Annotated in this window: 15 protein-coding genes; 8 read left to right on the top strand and 7 right to left on the bottom strand. The window is 42.0% G+C overall.

The window, feature by feature from the left end; genetic code table 11:
* The first annotated feature begins 2 nt into the window (after window positions 1–2).
* The 5 genes from lysA (at window position 3) to FCN25_RS07325 (ending at window position 4,738) form a co-directional block, all read left to right on the top strand.
* A complete protein-coding gene (lysA, locus tag FCN25_RS07345) occupies window positions 3–1,247 on the top strand; it encodes a diaminopimelate decarboxylase (RefSeq protein ID WP_137223377.1) in 1,245 nt (414 codons plus the stop codon).
* Between the two features lie 40 nt (window positions 1,248–1,287).
* The gene (dapF, locus tag FCN25_RS07340) at window positions 1,288–2,115 is read left to right on the top strand and encodes a diaminopimelate epimerase (RefSeq protein WP_137223375.1); all 828 of its coding nucleotides are present in this window, start codon (window positions 1,288–1,290) and stop codon (window positions 2,113–2,115) included.
* A gap of 122 nt (window positions 2,116–2,237) precedes the next feature.
* Window positions 2,238–2,864: a DUF484 family protein gene (locus FCN25_RS07335; protein ID WP_175405932.1), complete on the top strand. Its 627-nt coding sequence runs from the start codon at window positions 2,238–2,240 to the stop codon at window positions 2,862–2,864.
* A 240-nt stretch (window positions 2,865–3,104) separates the two neighbouring features.
* On the top strand, window positions 3,105–4,004 hold the full coding sequence (xerC, locus tag FCN25_RS07330; protein WP_137223373.1) for a tyrosine recombinase XerC: 900 nt from the start codon (window positions 3,105–3,107) through the stop codon (window positions 4,002–4,004).
* Window positions 4,004–4,738, top strand: coding sequence for an HAD-IA family hydrolase (locus FCN25_RS07325; RefSeq protein ID WP_254693734.1), 735 nt, complete (start codon window positions 4,004–4,006; stop codon window positions 4,736–4,738). The genes xerC and FCN25_RS07325 overlap by 1 nt, the downstream gene beginning before the upstream one ends.
* Here the strand turns inward: FCN25_RS07325 and FCN25_RS07320 are convergent.
* From FCN25_RS07320 to prmA, 6 genes are all read right to left on the bottom strand, one after another.
* Window positions 4,718–5,233, bottom strand: a complete 516-nt coding sequence (locus FCN25_RS07320) for a helix-turn-helix domain-containing protein (RefSeq protein WP_137223371.1) — start codon at window positions 5,231–5,233, stop codon at window positions 4,718–4,720. The two genes, FCN25_RS07325 and FCN25_RS07320, sit on opposite strands and share 21 nt — an antisense overlap.
* Window positions 5,234–5,353: 120 nt before the next feature.
* The gene (locus FCN25_RS07315) at window positions 5,354–5,866 is read right to left on the bottom strand and encodes a hemerythrin domain-containing protein (protein WP_338055586.1); all 513 of its coding nucleotides are present in this window, start codon (window positions 5,864–5,866) and stop codon (window positions 5,354–5,356) included.
* A gap of 115 nt (window positions 5,867–5,981) precedes the next feature.
* Window positions 5,982–7,319 carry a kelch repeat-containing protein gene (locus FCN25_RS07310; RefSeq protein WP_254693733.1) on the bottom strand — a complete coding sequence of 446 codons (1,338 nt, stop codon included), beginning with the start codon at window positions 7,317–7,319 and terminating at the stop codon, window positions 5,982–5,984.
* A gap of 351 nt (window positions 7,320–7,670) precedes the next feature.
* Window positions 7,671–7,976, bottom strand: coding sequence for a DNA-binding transcriptional regulator Fis (gene fis / locus FCN25_RS07305; protein WP_011494902.1), 306 nt, complete (start codon window positions 7,974–7,976; stop codon window positions 7,671–7,673).
* Window positions 7,977–7,999: 23 nt separating this feature from the next.
* Window positions 8,000–8,962 (bottom strand): tRNA dihydrouridine synthase DusB, encoded by a 963-nt coding sequence (gene dusB / locus FCN25_RS07300; protein WP_137223367.1) that lies wholly within the window; start codon window positions 8,960–8,962, stop codon window positions 8,000–8,002.
* Between the two features lie 284 nt (window positions 8,963–9,246).
* Window positions 9,247–10,128 carry a 50S ribosomal protein L11 methyltransferase gene (prmA, locus tag FCN25_RS07295; protein WP_137223365.1) on the bottom strand — a complete coding sequence of 294 codons (882 nt, stop codon included), beginning with the start codon at window positions 10,126–10,128 and terminating at the stop codon, window positions 9,247–9,249.
* A gap of 340 nt (window positions 10,129–10,468) precedes the next feature.
* Here prmA and FCN25_RS07290 point away from each other — a divergent pair, with 340 nt between their 5' ends.
* Genes FCN25_RS07290 through FCN25_RS07280 form a run of 3 tightly spaced genes read left to right on the top strand, consistent with a single transcriptional unit; the run spans window position 10,469 to window position 13,934 of the window.
* On the top strand, window positions 10,469–11,197 hold the full coding sequence (locus FCN25_RS07290) for a fumarate reductase cytochrome b subunit (protein ID WP_167496068.1): 729 nt from the start codon (window positions 10,469–10,471) through the stop codon (window positions 11,195–11,197).
* Window positions 11,198–11,206: 9 nt separating this feature from the next.
* Window positions 11,207–13,207, top strand: coding sequence for a fumarate reductase flavoprotein subunit (locus FCN25_RS07285; protein WP_137223361.1), 2,001 nt, complete (start codon window positions 11,207–11,209; stop codon window positions 13,205–13,207).
* 1 nt (window position 13,208) lies between these two features.
* Complete coding sequence (locus tag FCN25_RS07280; RefSeq protein WP_137223359.1) at window positions 13,209–13,934, top strand: fumarate reductase iron-sulfur subunit; 726 nt, start codon at window positions 13,209–13,211, stop codon at window positions 13,932–13,934.
* A gap of 205 nt (window positions 13,935–14,139) precedes the next feature.
* On the opposite strand, the gene rho is transcribed toward FCN25_RS07280, so the two are convergent.
* Window positions 14,140–15,402 (bottom strand): transcription termination factor Rho, encoded by a 1,263-nt coding sequence (gene rho, locus FCN25_RS07275; RefSeq protein ID WP_137223357.1) that lies wholly within the window; start codon window positions 15,400–15,402, stop codon window positions 14,140–14,142.
* Between the last annotated feature and the right edge of the window lie 151 nt (window positions 15,403–15,553).

Genomic DNA, 15,553 nt, shown 5'->3' with positions numbered 1-15,553 from the left:
TTTTGGATTACTTTTCATATCAAAATGATTCACTATTCGCAGAAGACTGCGATGTAGCAAAACTGGCCAACACTCACGGTACACCGCTGTACATTTATTCTCGTGCCACATTAGAGCGCCACTGGCATGCATTTAATAATGCAGTGGCCGAGCATCCGCATCTTATTTGTTATGCAGTGAAGGCGAATTCAAACCTTGCGGTATTAAATGTGTTAGCCCGTTTAGGCAGTGGTTTTGATATTGTCTCTGGCGGTGAACTTTCACGAGTACTAAAAGCTGGCGGCGATCCTAAAAAAGTGGTTTTTTCTGGTGTGGGCAAAACCGTTGCCGAAATGGAGCAGGCTCTAAATATTGGTATTTACTGTTTTAATGTTGAGTCGAGTGCTGAACTTGAGCAGCTTAATGATGTTGCAGGCCGTTTAGGTAAAGTTGCACCTGTTTCATTGCGGATTAATCCCGATGTTGATGCGGGTACTCATCCTTATATTTCGACAGGTCTTAAAGAAAATAAATTTGGTATTGCCATGGACGAGGCCGAAGTGGTTTTTGCTCGTGCAGCCGAATTAGCCCATTTACATATTAAAGGTGTGGATTGCCATATTGGTTCTCAGCTTACCGAAATAAAGCCATTCTTAGATGCGATGGACCGTATGCTTGCATTAATAGACCGTTTAGGCGAGCAAGGTATTGAGATTGAACATTTTGATGTGGGTGGTGGATTAGGTGTGACATACAACAATGAAACCCCGCCACATCCAGACGCATATGCCGCAGCATTACTCGATCGCTTAAATGGGCGTAAGTTGAAGTTAATTTTTGAACCGGGTCGAGCCATTGCTGCTAATGCAGGTATTTTTGTCACTCAAGTGCTTTACCTAAAAGAAAACAGTGATAAACGCTTTGCGATTGTTGATGGTGCAATGAATGATCTTATTCGTCCGTCGCTTTATAGCGCATGGCAAAATATTATTCCTGTACAACAAAATGATGCACCAACCTTTGCTTATGATATTGTAGGACCTGTATGTGAAACTGGTGACTTTTTGGGTAAAGACAGACAGTTAGCTGTAAAAACAGGCGACTTATTAGCGGTTCGTTCAAGTGGCGCTTATGGTTTTGCTATGTCATCTAATTATAATTCACGACCTCGTGTGGCTGAAGTGATGGTTGATGGAAATAAAGACTTGGTTGTGCGTCAGCGTGAAACGCTAGAACAACTTTGGCAAGGCGAACAGTTATTGCCATAGGCAATAAGCTATCGGCATAATGTTTTATAAGGAAACTTTTGTGATCCATTTCACTAAGATGCACGGACTGGGTAATGATTTTATGGTCGTTGATGGCGTAACACAAAATGTGTTTTTTTCGTCTGAGCAAATCCGCCGTCTTGCCGATCGTAATTTTGGCATTGGTTTTGATCAACTACTGTTGGTTGAGCCACCTTACGATCCAGATTTAGATTTCCATTATCGTATTTTTAACGCCGATGGCAGTGAAGTTGAACAGTGTGGTAATGGCGCCCGCTGTTTTGCACGTTTTGTTCGTAATAAAGGCTTAACTCAAAAGAATAAAATTCGCGTGAGTACAAACTCAGGCAAAATTACCTTACGGATTGAGCGTGATGGCAACGTGACCGTCAATATGGGCGTACCCATTATCGAACCAAGCCAAATTCCGTTTAAAGCTAAAAAAAGTGAAAAAACATATTTACTACAAACCCCAATGCAAACTTATTTGTGTGGTGCCATTTCTATGGGCAATCCACACTGTGTTATTGAGGTTGAAGATGTGCAAAACGTGGCCGTTGATGAAATAGGCAGTATATTAACTCGTCACGAACGCTTCCCTAAAGGCGTGAATGTCGGCTTTATGCAAGTGTTAACACCTGGGCATATTAAATTGCGGGTGTATGAACGTGGTGCAGCAGAAACCTTAGCTTGTGGCACTGGAGCGTGTGCTGCTGCTGCGGTCGGACAATTACAAGATAAGCTTAATAAACAGGTAAGAGTTGACTTACCTGGTGGCAGCCTATTGATTAATTGGGAAGGTGAGGGCAAACCTCTGTGGATGACTGGACCGGCAGAACACGTATACGACGGGCAAATACAATTATGAGTGAGATGACCTCAGGAGTCGGTTTGACAAACAAAGTAGCAGATGAAACAGCTGACGATACGGTGAGTAGCGCACAAGCAAAAGACATTAATTCAATAGGCCAAGATCTGGCAGTCGACATGATGGCCAATTTGCAGCAAGCGCCATTTGATGAAATGTTGATTCGTGAATACTTATTGGATAATCCCGACTTTTTTAATCGTTATCCCGAGCTATTAGTGGCTATGCGTATACCGCATGCAGAACGTGGCGCTGTATCATTAGTAGAACGCCGACAAGAACTGTTGCGTCAACGTGTTAGCCAGCTCGAAGAAGAAATCACCTCGCTAATGAATATTGCGACTCATAATGAGAGAATATTCAAATTTAATACTGAGTTATCGTTTAAAATGCTTGCTAGCCAAGATTTGGGTGAGCTGCGTTTAGTGTTGTCTGAGGGATTAAAAACTGAGTTTGGCTTTAGTCATGTTAGGTTGATTACAGTGCACGATATCGACAGCGAATTAGCTAATATTTGGCGTCATCGAGTCCAGAGTGGTTATTACTTTGGCCGATTGACCCAATCAGAATCCAAACGTTTGTTTGGTAGTGAAGTAGGGTCGGTGGCATTAACTAAATTATCTGATGAAAATGGCCAAGTCATATTTGCCATTGCCAGTAAAGATCCCACCCATTTTCATCCTGATATGGATTCGTTATTATTTAGCCAATTACGTCGTTTGTTAGACCATATGTTGCCGCAATTGTAATCGTTAAAGCTAAATATGTATTATCTAAGAAAACATGGCTTAGTTTAATCATTTGTAACCACTGTGCAGCCATTCTAATTTGAGATCTTGGTATCAAAATGTAATGCAAATGCTCGGGGAGGCTTTTTTGCTTAGCCCGAAGCGAAACATCGTAGTGTCGTGTTTTATACCAGTATTTTTCACCGATTAAATAGGCTTAAATGGCGACGGCCTGATTAATTACAATCCGGGAGTACCTTGATGAAGCCTAAAGACTGGCAAACGATCTTTAGCCAACATTTGACCTCAGAAAGACAACTCTCAGCTTATACTGTGCGTAACTACATGTTTGAGTTGCGTCGAGTTGAAGCTATTTTAACTGAATCAACCAATCTCATTGATGTTAGCCGAGATCAACTGCAGTCTGTACTGGCCACCTTACATCGTAAAGGGTTGAGTCCCCGATCATTATCTTTGTGTTTGTCTGCTCTAAAACAGTTTTTTGATTTTTTACTGCGCGAAGGTGCCGTAACGGTCAATCCTGCACATACGTTAAGTGCGCCAAAACAAAATAAACCATTACCGAAAAATATGGATGTGGATGCGATTAGCCATTTATTGTCTATAGAGGGGGATGATCCTTTGAGTTTGCGCGATAAAGCCATTATGGAGTTATTTTATTCAAGTGGCTTACGTTTAGCTGAATTAGCTAGTTTAGATTGCGTTGACATCAAGTTTGATCAAAGCGAAGTTAAGGTGATGGGTAAGGGCAGTAAACAGCGGGTTGTGCCAATTGGTAAGCTCGCGTTAAATGCGTTAGCAAGCTGGTTAAATTGCCGTAATCAATTATCGTGTACTCAAGCGGGTGATGCATTATTTGTCAGCAGCCAAGGCAAACGATTGTCCCATCGTAGTATTCAAGCGCGTATGGCTAAGTGGGGGCAAGAACAAGCCATGGCGGTAAAAGTTCATCCGCATAAGTTGCGTCATTCGTTTGCAACTCATATGCTTGAATCAAGCCAAGATTTACGTGCCGTACAAGAATTACTCGGTCATGCGAATTTATCGACCACACAAATATACACCAGTTTAGACTTTCAACACCTTGCCAAAGTGTACGATAACGCGCATCCAAGAGCGAAAAAAAACAGGGGGAAATAATGACATTGCCTAAAGCTTCGATGATCCAGTATCAACGCTTACAACCGTTTAGTGCGATTAGTTTTGATTTAGATGACACTCTTTACAATAACTTTCCTTATGTAATGCATGCCAGTGAGCAACTTTTTAGGTTAATCAATCAAACTTACCCCGCTACGGCTTTATGGGATGCAACACAATGGCAGCAATTCAAACATGCATTATTTGCGCAACACCCAGAGTTAGCGCATGACACCACTGCGGCACGTTATGCTATGTTGTATCAAGCTCTTTTACAATTTGGCTATAGTGAGATTGAAGCCAGCAAAGGGGCGCAAGAGGGGATGAAGTGTTTTCAGCATCATCGTAGTAATTTCACTGTGGATGAAAATATCATGGCGCTGCTGCGACGTTTAGGGCAAAAGTATCCGCTTATTGGCATCACAAATGGCAATGTCGACACTCAGCGTATTGGCTTAGATGACGTGATGCAATTTGTGTTACATCCTGGTCATGGGGTTAAAATGAAACCCTCAACCGATATGTTTACTCTTGCTTGTCGACAATTAGATATTCGGCCGTCGGCCTTATTACATGTGGGCGATCATCCATTGTCTGATATTGCTGGCGCGAAAATGGCGGGGTGTCAAAGTGTGTGGTTAAACCCATGTATGCAGCAACGGCATAAAAAGGCGCAATCGGTATTACCGCATATCGAGATTAACCAATTGGATTTACTGCTTCAGTTGCTTTAGCTTGAGATCGATACCGGCTTTTAAGCTCATTTGCTCTACTTGCTCACGGCTAGCATGCATATCGGCATCACCTACTCGAAAGTAGGTGCCGCTATAAGGATCTGAACCGACATAGATGGGTCTGAGCTTTACATCCACGCAAGGTACATGAATACGGATCAGTTTTTTACTCATTATTTCAATAATTTGTACGTCCGTTGGCGCTAAAATGTTGTGACTGATTTTTTGTGGATTTTGTAAAATCTGCCAAATTTCACTGAGCATCGGCATGGGATTTACAATCCCTTCAATGGTAAAATCCCCTTGTTGCTCTTTTATTCCTAGAATTATTTCGCCACCTAAGGTGTTAGCAAATGCGCTATAACTTTCCCACATGCCTTCGGGTAAGGTTCCATTACCGTCTCGTCCACCTGCTAATTTAAATTCTACTTGGGCAGATTCATGCAAATTAGCTATGTCGTCTAGGGCAAATGTTGGGTAGTAATCAGCTGACATTTAAGCTCCATATTGTCTTATAGGTATCAGTGTTACTGTATGAAATTTTGCTAAAAAAAGGAAGCAAATCCGTTGAGAGTCAATCGAAGATGCTTCTAAAATGGGGGCAAATAGGGAGGGTTATAGTGCTAAAGCTTTTGGGAACAATAAAGTATTTTCAACATCTATATGAGTTTGTAAGTCGGCATCAAATTCAGCTAACGTACGATAGCAAGCTTGCCATGTGTGGCAAACGCCTGCCGGAATAGTGTAGTCATTAGTTAAGCTACGAATGGTGTTAAGCATAAGGTCGGCATTATCATGCTCATGCAGCATCATGTTAATAGGGTTGCCAATATGACCAAAACAGCCGTTTACCGGCTGACCTAAGCTGAGTGATTTAATCGCAGGAAAGAGGATCTGTTCTTCTTTCATTAAATGCGGTATTAACTCATCAATTAACTCGCGTACACATAACGCCAGTGGTTTGATTTCGTCATGTTCATCACCATGAGCACGAACCATTTTTTCAGTGTATTCAATCAATAATGGCGCCGTTTCACGGATATACGCATGGTGGGTTGCTTCAATATGATCGATTAATTCAACCAGTGACATTTGTGATAACTGTTCAGTTGCTTGGGGGATTTGCATGGTTATTCCAAAGATGCACATAATTTACATGTATATTATGTGCATCTTTATTTCAGCTCAATTTACTCGTAGAGGTTATGTTAGCTGGCTCACAAATTATCCGTGAATTTATATCTTATTGGGTACATGACTGGTCTGCATTGAGTGGGGTTGTGAGCACTTGTTGGCTAACGTGTTGATGCTCAAGCATGCCGCCAACACGTAGTAAATGGTTTTGCCAACAAACTGCGCTACGGTGATCCATACTCGGTTGCGATAGTTCAAATGGTGTTAACCATTGCTTAGTGGCTAAATCAAAACGAAAACCATATGAATTAGGCTCGCTAGGGCGACCGTTATAACCCATGCCAGAATAGTTATAGGGATTATCGCTACCGCCTAAAAATATAATTTGCCCGCCAGTTGTTGTTTTAACCCCAATTGCTGCCATGCGGTAATGTGCCGTGGCAGTTGTTAACGTGTTTGATCCGGCTGTGTTTGTGCTTGATTGGTTGTCGATTGACTCAGTTGTTTGAAATTGGCTTGTTTTGGTGTCATTGGCGACAGAATAATGCGGTAGCAATTGCCAATCAATACGTAAATGATTATCTGGATTGATCTCACCATACAAACAAACCGGCGATGCTTGGTAACTGCGGCGAGCATTAATGTTTGCTTGCACTTTTACGCCGTCACACAGAACTAATTGATTGCCTACCATACCCACAGATTGGCCAAATACAGCTGGTGCTGGTATTGGGCTTGCTTGGGCCCAAGTATTGGTTTGGATGTCATACACTTGGACTAAATTAACATTGCCGTCATTATGCCAGCCACCAAACAGATAAATATAACGATGTTGATATGCCGCTGCGCTAGTGTCATCAACCGCGACAGGCATGTCGGCTATACGCTGATATTGGTTAGTTTTAACAGTATATTGATAATTGTCTACCGTGCTTATTTCATCATGATTTTCGGCGACAGTGTAGCCTCCGAAAATGTAGGCTTTATCATTAATACCAATCGCAATGGATGCCAGTCGACCAGCCAAAGGAGCGACATGAGGAACCGCTGCAATCGATTCCCATTGGGGTCTTTCTGAGCTAAGTAATAACGCCCAGGCACGGTTATGAACGTCTTTGTTGGTTTTACCTTGGCCAATACCCATAAAACTGAGTAAATAGCTTTGGTCATCGCTGTGTACCAATGCAACAGCATTATTACTGACAGCTTGAGGTAAAGAAGCAATAGTCTCTGGATTAACTGAATTGGTAAGGGTAGCGTTAGTGATAACAGGGACAGTAGTTACAGCGTTAACATTAATTGGATTGGCCATTGCAGAACTGCTTAATACTGCACCCACGAATAATAAAGGTCCTAAACATAATCGATTCAGTAATGAGTTGGCTGACTGACATTGAGTTTGACCCAATGTTGACGCCATGAAATCGAATGATAGTGGACGAAGCATGCATATTTCCTTGGTTTAATGTCGAGGGTGAATATTGTAAATAACGGCTAAATGAGCGAATGATGCTTTATTGCATAAAAGTAAAATGAATATAGGTTACTTTATTTTTTTAATTAGGTTAATTCGTTTTTAGTGTTACAGATGCAAGCATTAAAAGCCAAGATGATGACAAACAATACTTAGGTTTGTGTGTGAAAGATATGTAGAGGGGTGATATTTTCTAATGTAAGTAAAATGCTTACCGTAGGATCTTGAGTGGATTATTGAGTCGGATCATCACTGGGTTTGAAAGTAAAACGGGCTTACCGTTGCTGGTAAGCCCGTTTTATAACAATCACTTAGACGCTAGGTCTAGTTCATGCCATATTTTTTCAATTTTTTACGTAAAGTACCACGGTTGATACCTAACATATTAGCAGCGCGCGTTTGGTTGCCACGAGTGTGTTGCATGATGATGTCTAGTAAAGGCGCTTCAACTTCGCTCAATACCATTTCATATACTTCAGAAGCTTCCTGACCGTCTAACTGAGAGAAGAAGTTAGTTACTGCACGTTTTACTGCGTCTCGTAATAACTGCGGCTTGATAGTGCCGTTTGCTGTTTCAATTTTGCCTACGGTAAGCTGGTGAACTTCTGTGTTAGTTGTCTGATCAAACATTCTATTCTGCTCTTTATTAAATTCTAAACTAATTCATCAAAATAACATTCTACGAGGGAATGTTGCTGGGCAGCGGTTTCAAGCCGATTGAAGTCAGCACGAAATTGGCGCTGTTCCTCAAGGTTTAGGTACCACCCGACATGCTTTCTAGCAAATCGGACACCTTTGTACTCGCCATATAAGTTGTAAAGTTTCTTAAGGTGTTCAAGCATCACTGTGCATTGCTCTTCTGCCTTAATTGGCGCTAACTTTTTACCTGTTTCCAGATAATGTAGGATTTCTTTAAAAATCCATGGCCTTCCTTGTGCACCTCTTCCTATCATCAGGGCATCTGCGCCGGTGTAGTCAAGTACAAACTTGGCCTTCTCCGGTGTGTCGATGTCCCCGTTGGCGACAACAGGAATTGAGACAGTCTGTTTAATCGCTTTAATGGTGTCGTACTCGGCAAAGCCTTTGTACATGCATTGTCTGGTTCGGCCATGAACGGCGAGTGAGGCAATGCCACAATCTTCAGCAATTTGGGCTATTTCAACACCATTACGATGTTCAGGCTCCCAACCTGTACGGATCTTTAACGTTACTGGCACATCGACTGCGGTTACCACTGCTTGTAAAATCTCTTTTACTAAGTCGGGGCTTTGCATTAACGCTGAACCAGCAAACTTTTTGTTCACTTTCTTTGCTGGGCAACCCATATTGATATCAATGATGTGTGCGCCTTGTTCAACGTTGAACTTGGCAGCGTTAGCCATTAAATCAGGATCAGCACCTGCTATTTGTACAGAGCGTATACCTTCCTCACCAGAATGCGTCATGCGCTGGCGGCTTTTGTCGCTATCCCAAACATCGGGATTCGATGAAAGCATTTCTGATACGGCTAAAGCTGCGCCATAGCGTAAACAGAGATTCCGGAAGGCCTGATCGGTGACACCTGCCATTGGTGCGACAATCAGCTGATTAGACAGTTGATACGGGCCAATTTGCATTGCGAACTTCACCTTGCTCTTCAAAGGGGCGCTATAGTAGCCCTTTTTTGCCGCTGTGAAAAGGTCAATAAATGACCTAAATGCAACTTTTTTGCTTGACTTTTATTAGCCGTCACATCTTTGACTAATAAATAACATTTTTTTGACTATTTTTGAGTACTGGTGCGAGTTGTAGGGAGGCTTTTTTATATATACCTGTTCTAACACCCTATGTTAATGGCTTGTAAATGCGAAATTACGCACTCAATTGGAGGTTGAATTGAGTGCGTTTGAGGGCGAGCAGGCTATTTACGTATTCCTGTTAAGCGACTCCAATCTTCTTTGTTACATACGGGATCCATAATGAACCACTGGCTGTAAAAATCGGATACTTCTTGAGCTTGTTCACGTAATAAACCCGATAGTGCTAGTTTGCCGCCTATTTTCACTTTTTCTGCAATCAATGGTGCCAACTCTTTTAATGGACCGGCAAGAATATTGGCGACTAAGACATCTGCTTGTAGATTAGCGGGTTGATCTTCTGGTAAATACAATGACAGTTTATCGACCACATCATTACGTTCTGCATTGGCTTTTGAAGCATCAATGGCTTGATAGTCAATATCAACACCAGTGACTTTCTTAGCACCTAGCTTGATAGCTGCGACGGCCAAGATGCCTGAACCACAACCAAAATCGATAACTTCTTGGTTTGATAGTTCAAGGCTGTCTAACCATTCTAAACATAAGGCAGTGGTAGGATGGGTGCCAGTACCAAACGCTAATCCTGGATCGAGGATAACGTTAACTGCGGTCGGATCTGGAATCTCGCGCCAGCTAGGGCATATCCATAAACGTTGCCCAAACTTGATTGGATGGAAGCTGTCCATCCATTCGCGTATCCAGTCTTTATCTTCGACTTGCTCGATTTTATGGCTAAAATCTTTACCTAAGAATGGCATAGATTCTAAAAATTCGATTGTTGGTGCTAAGTCTGTACCAGCATCGAATAATGCGATCATTACGGTGTCTTGCCACAGAGGGGTTTCACCTAGCTTTGGTTCGAAAATCGGTTCATCTTGGCCATCTTCGTAAGTGATGGAAAGAGAACCTTGATCCATTAATAAGTCGCCAAGCATATCTGCATTATCGCGATGAGTGTGAATTCGTAATTGGATCCAAGCCATGGAATTTTCCTAACTGTGGTAAAAGTAATATCAAATTGACGCTTATTATACCCAAGTTATTTTAAGATGCTCGTCTCGGTGAGTGTTTATTGGTTTTAATATGGTCTTTATCCTCAAATTGAATTATCTACCGATTTGCCATCGTTGTATTTCCTTAAGTACTAATCTTGTTTGAATTTTTATGTTGTTCTTTGTGTGATCAGCTTCTAACAACAGCTTAATAGTGGGTGAGGACTATCACGGTTTGATTATTGTTCAATGCCGCTGTTTAAAAACTCTTGTTATGGTTACACCTTACTATTGTGCCTACAGGATATGATTATTTATGGCTACGAATTCAATGCAAGAAAAAGCCGACAGCATTGTCAATACAGATAAAGGGTTTTCTAATCCTATTTGGGCTTCTCGAGCGGATAAGTTACAAAGTCTGTCGGGTGTAATACTGGGTCTCTTTTTGCTGATGCATTTGCATTTTGAGTCGAGTATTTTAATTGGTAAAGAGGCCTTTTATCAGGTGGGTCAGATTCTTGAAGGTGGAATATTTAGTGAGACGGGACATGGTTATCCGCTAATAACACAAATTTTTTCCAGCATAATATTATTAGTCGTGATTATTCACGCGGTATTTGCATTACGTCGTTTCCCTACTCAAATAGGCCAATGGCGCGCATTACGCAAGCAAATGCGTTTTTTACCTCATGAAGACACCAAAATTTGGTTTTGGCAAATGATCACTGGTTTTTTGTTGTTCTTTTTGGTGCCACCGCATTTATTCACCATGATAACTAATCCTGAAATTGGTCCACATCTTTCCGCTGAGCGGGTATATCACTTTAATGCATGGATTTTATATGTGTTGCTATTACCTGTAGTTGCGTTACATGCCGTATTTGGTTTATATCGGGTCGTGGTGAAATGGGGCTTAGTGGAACAACGTTTTGCCTTACTCAAATTTGCTAAAGTGTTGTTGGCATATTTAATGGTATTGGGGGTGGGGAGCTTACTGACTTATATTGCTATTGGCCATTCTTTATCATTACCTGTAGTGCCATACGTGTCGACGTTATAAGGAATTGAAATGAAAATTATTTATACAGATACCTTGGTTGTCGGCGCTGGATTAGCAGGATTACGTGTCGCGATAGCGTCAAAAGAGCGTGGCCTTGATACCTTGGTATTATCGCTTATCCCTGCGAAACGATCTCATTCAGTAGCAGCCCAAGGCGGAATGCAAGCCAGTTTAGCCAATACCATAAAAGGTGCTGGTGATGATGAAGATATCCATTTTCAAGATACGGTAAAAGGTTCCGATTGGGGCTGCGATCAAGATGTTGCTCGAATGTTTGCTCACTGTGCACCCAAAGCGGTAAGAGAGTTAGCTCAATGGGGCGTTCCTTGGACAAGAGTAACCAAAGGCGATCGACAAGTTATTGTTAATGCAGAAAAAGTAACTATCACTGAAGCTGAAGCTGCTCATGGACTCATCAATGCGCGTGATTTTGGTGGTACCAAAAAGTGGCGTACTTGCTATACAGCAGACGGTGCCGGTCATTCATTATTGTATGCAGTCGATAATAAAGCTATTTCGTTAGGTATTCCGGTACATGAACGTATGGAAGCATTATCACTTATTCATGATGGTGAGCGTTGCCATGGTGTCATAGCTCGCTGCCTAATCACGGGTGAATTGCGCGCTTACATCGCCAAATCTACCACTATTGCAACAGGCGGATACGGACGTATCTATTCTGTTTCAACCAATGCCGTTATTTGTGAGGGTATTGGTCAAGCGTTGGCATTAGATACCGGCGTCGCGACACTGGGTAATATGGAAGCGGTACAGTTTCACCCTACGGCTATTGTTCCGGTTGGTATTTTAACGACCGAAGGTTGCCGTGGTGATGGGGGTGTGCTGCGTGATAAAGACGGTTACCGCTTTATGCCCGACTATGAACCAGAGAAAAAAGAACTGGCTTCGCGAGATGTTGTATCACGTAGAATGACCGAACATATGCGTAAAGGAAAAGGCGTAAATAGCCCTTATGGGCCACATTTATGGCTGGATATTACCTTATTAGGTCAAAAGCATATTGATACCAATTTGCGTGAAGTTAAAGAGATTTGTGAGAACTTTCTTGGTATTGATCCGGTTAAAAATTGGATTCCTGTTCGACCTACACAACATTATTCTATGGGCGGTATTCGTACTAAAGCCAATGGCGAAAGCCCGCAATTATCAGGGCTGTTTAGTGTTGGAGAGGCTGCTTGTTGGGATATGCACGGCTTTAATCGACTCGGTGGCAACTCCCTAGCAGAGACGGTTGTTGGCGGAATGATTATCGGTAAGTATGTTGCTGACTTTGGTGAGCAAAATAATTTGGTCGTTGATACCGATTTAATCGCCCAGTTTGGTAAGCAGTTACAAACAGAAGTTGATCAGCTTATTGAGGGTGAAGGAACAGAAGATCCATTTAAACTTAAAGCTGCAATGCAAAAAATTATGATGGATTACGTTGGAATTTTCCGTAATGGTCCTGAACTTGAACTGGCTGTTAACCAATTAACTGAACTGCTTGAACGTTCGAAAAACCTCGGATTAAAGTGTAAAAAACGCCATGCAAATCCTGAATTAGTTGAAGCGTTACGCGTCAAACGGATGTTGAAAGTAGCTGTGACCGTTGCATGCGGGGCGCTTGCTCGTACCGAAAGTAGGGGCGCGCATTCTCGTGAAGATTTTCCACAGCGTAATGACCAAGACTGGTTGAACCGTACATTAACCAGTTGGCCAGATGCTAATAGTTTACGACCTGAAATGAGCTATGAAGCCCTTGATGTGATGCGAATGGAATTGCCGCCTGGTTATAGAGGCTATGGTGTTGATAATGCGATTGCTCATCCTGATACCCAAAAACGTCAGCAACAGGTTGAAGCTATTTTAGCTGAATTAGGTGACGATGCTGATAGGTATGCCAAGCAAGCAGCATTAATGCCTTTTGAGCTACCTGAAGAATATCAACCACGTAATCAACGATTCACTGATACTTTAGCTAAAACCGACGCTGAGTCTGGAGAAAAGTAATATGAGCCAAGCACGCACGTTAACTTTTTCAATTTTTCGTTATGATCCGCAAGAGCCTGGCGACAAACCTAAAATGGTGAGTTACAGCTTAACAGAAGCACCCGGTATGACGGTGTTTATCGCGTTGAATCAACTACGTGAAACACAAGACCCATCGCTACAATTTGATTTTGTTTGTCGTGCGGGTATTTGCGGCAGTTGTGCGATGGTGATCAATGGTTTTCCTACGTTAGCTTGTCGAACCTTAACCGCTAATTATCCAGATGGACACATTAAATTGATGCCATTACCTGGCTTTGAGTTAATTGGCGATCTTTCAGTGAATACCGGTAAATTTATGCGGGAATTATCTGAGCGTTTAGCGCTGTGGTTACATCCTAATAGTGCCGACAATGACATTCATAGCATTGAAACACCTATGTCACCAGAAGAAGCAACCAAGCTTTATGAGTTAGAACGATGCGTAGAGTGTGGTGTATGTGTTTCTGCTTGTGCAACTAAGCAAATGCGTGACACGTTTGTCGGTGCAGTTGGCTTGATGAAAATTGCCCGCTTTGAACTAGACAGTCGTGATACTCGCACCGCTGATGATTTTTACCATGTGATAGGTAATCAAGATGGTGTGTTTGGTTGTATGACGTTACTTGGTTGCCAAGATACTTGTCCGAAAGATTTACCGCATATGAAACAGATAGCGTATCTACGCCGGAAAATGGCTGCAGTATAGCGGAAAAGCTCGAGACTACGAGATGCTAGAGCGCTTCGCTGCTAGATGCCATACAAGCTAAAGCTTTTATAGCAGCGAAGCGTACTATCAGGACGAAGTCCGCTTTAGATTCTAGGCATGGCTTTGGTTAGTAACCGTGATATACATATAAAAACGCCGCTAAATTAGCGGCATTTTTGTAATGTTTTTGCGGTTAAGTTAAAAATTACTTAGCGCGTTTCATAGCCGTGAAGAATTCTTCGTTAGTTTTGGTCATTGCCAATTTATCGATTAAGAATTCCATTGCAGAAACCTCATCCATTGGATGTAGGATTTTGCGTAAAATCCACATTTTCTGAAGCTCATCTGTTGTCGTTAGTTTTTCTTCACGACGAGTACCAGAGCGGTTGAAATCAATCGCAGGGAATACACGTTTTTCTGCCGCTTTACGAGAAAGGTGTAACTCTTGGTTACCAGTACCTTTAAATTCTTCGTAAATAACTTCGTCCATTTTTGAGCCGGTATCTACCAAGGCTGTAGCAATAATAGTTAAGCTACCACCATGTTCAATATTACGTGCAGCACCAAAGAAACGCTTAGGACGATGTAATGCGTTCGCATCAACACCACCGGTTAACACTTTACCCGATGAAGGGATTACGGTGTTGTAGGCACGGGCTAAACGAGTAATTGAATCGAGTAAAATGACAACATCTTTTTTGTGCTCAACTAAACGTTTTGCTTTTTCGATAACCATTTCGGCCACTTGAACATGACGGCTGGCTGGTTCATCGAATGTAGACGCAATCACTTCACCTTTTACAAGGCGTTGCATTTCAGTTACTTCTTCAGGACGTTCATCGATAAGCAATACCATTAACACCACATCTGGGTTGTTATGGGAAATACTTTGAGCAATGTTTTGCAGTAATAGTGTTTTACCCGCTTTTGGCGGCGCTACAATCAAACCACGCTGACCTTTACCGATAGGTGAGCATAAATCAAGAATACGAGCGGTAATGTCTTCTGTTGAACCGTTACCACGTTCCATACGAAGACGTTCTTCAGCGTGTAGTGGAGTTAAGTTTTCAAACAGGATTTTGTTGCGAGAGCTTTCTGGTTTATCAAAGTTAACTTCACTGACTTTCAGTAGTGCAAAGTATCTTTCACCTTCTTTTGGCGGCCTGATTTTACCAAAAATGCTGTCACCCGTTCGCATATTAAAGCGGCGGATTTGACTTGGTGAAACATATATATCGTCAGGACCCGCAAGATATGAGCCATCTGAACTTCTTAAAAATCCAAAACCGTCTTGGAGGATTTCTAATACACCGCCACCGAAGATGTCTTCTCCGCTTTTAGCGTGAGCTTTCAAAATAGAGAAGATGATATCTTGTTTACGGGCACGAGCCATATTTTCCAGGTTCATACTTTCAGCAAGCGAAACTAGATCCGAAATTGGCGTGTCTTTTAATTCTGTTAAATTCATGTGTATGGGAGTCTTGTATTGCGCGACGAAGCTTACCGCAATCAATCAGCGAGGTAGAAAGAAATTTTATGATTGATAAGCGAGAAGGAGTTAAATGAAAAAATCTGATGAATAAATTAGCACTTTATGGCGGAGGCGTCCAGAAATTTAG

Source organism: Shewanella sp. MEBiC00475, assembly GCF_005234075.1.
Classification (GTDB): Bacteria; Pseudomonadota; Gammaproteobacteria; order Enterobacterales; family Shewanellaceae; genus Shewanella; species Shewanella polaris.
The sequence above is the reverse complement of the archived record's forward strand: the minus strand, read 5'-3'. Positions and strand labels throughout refer to the sequence as shown.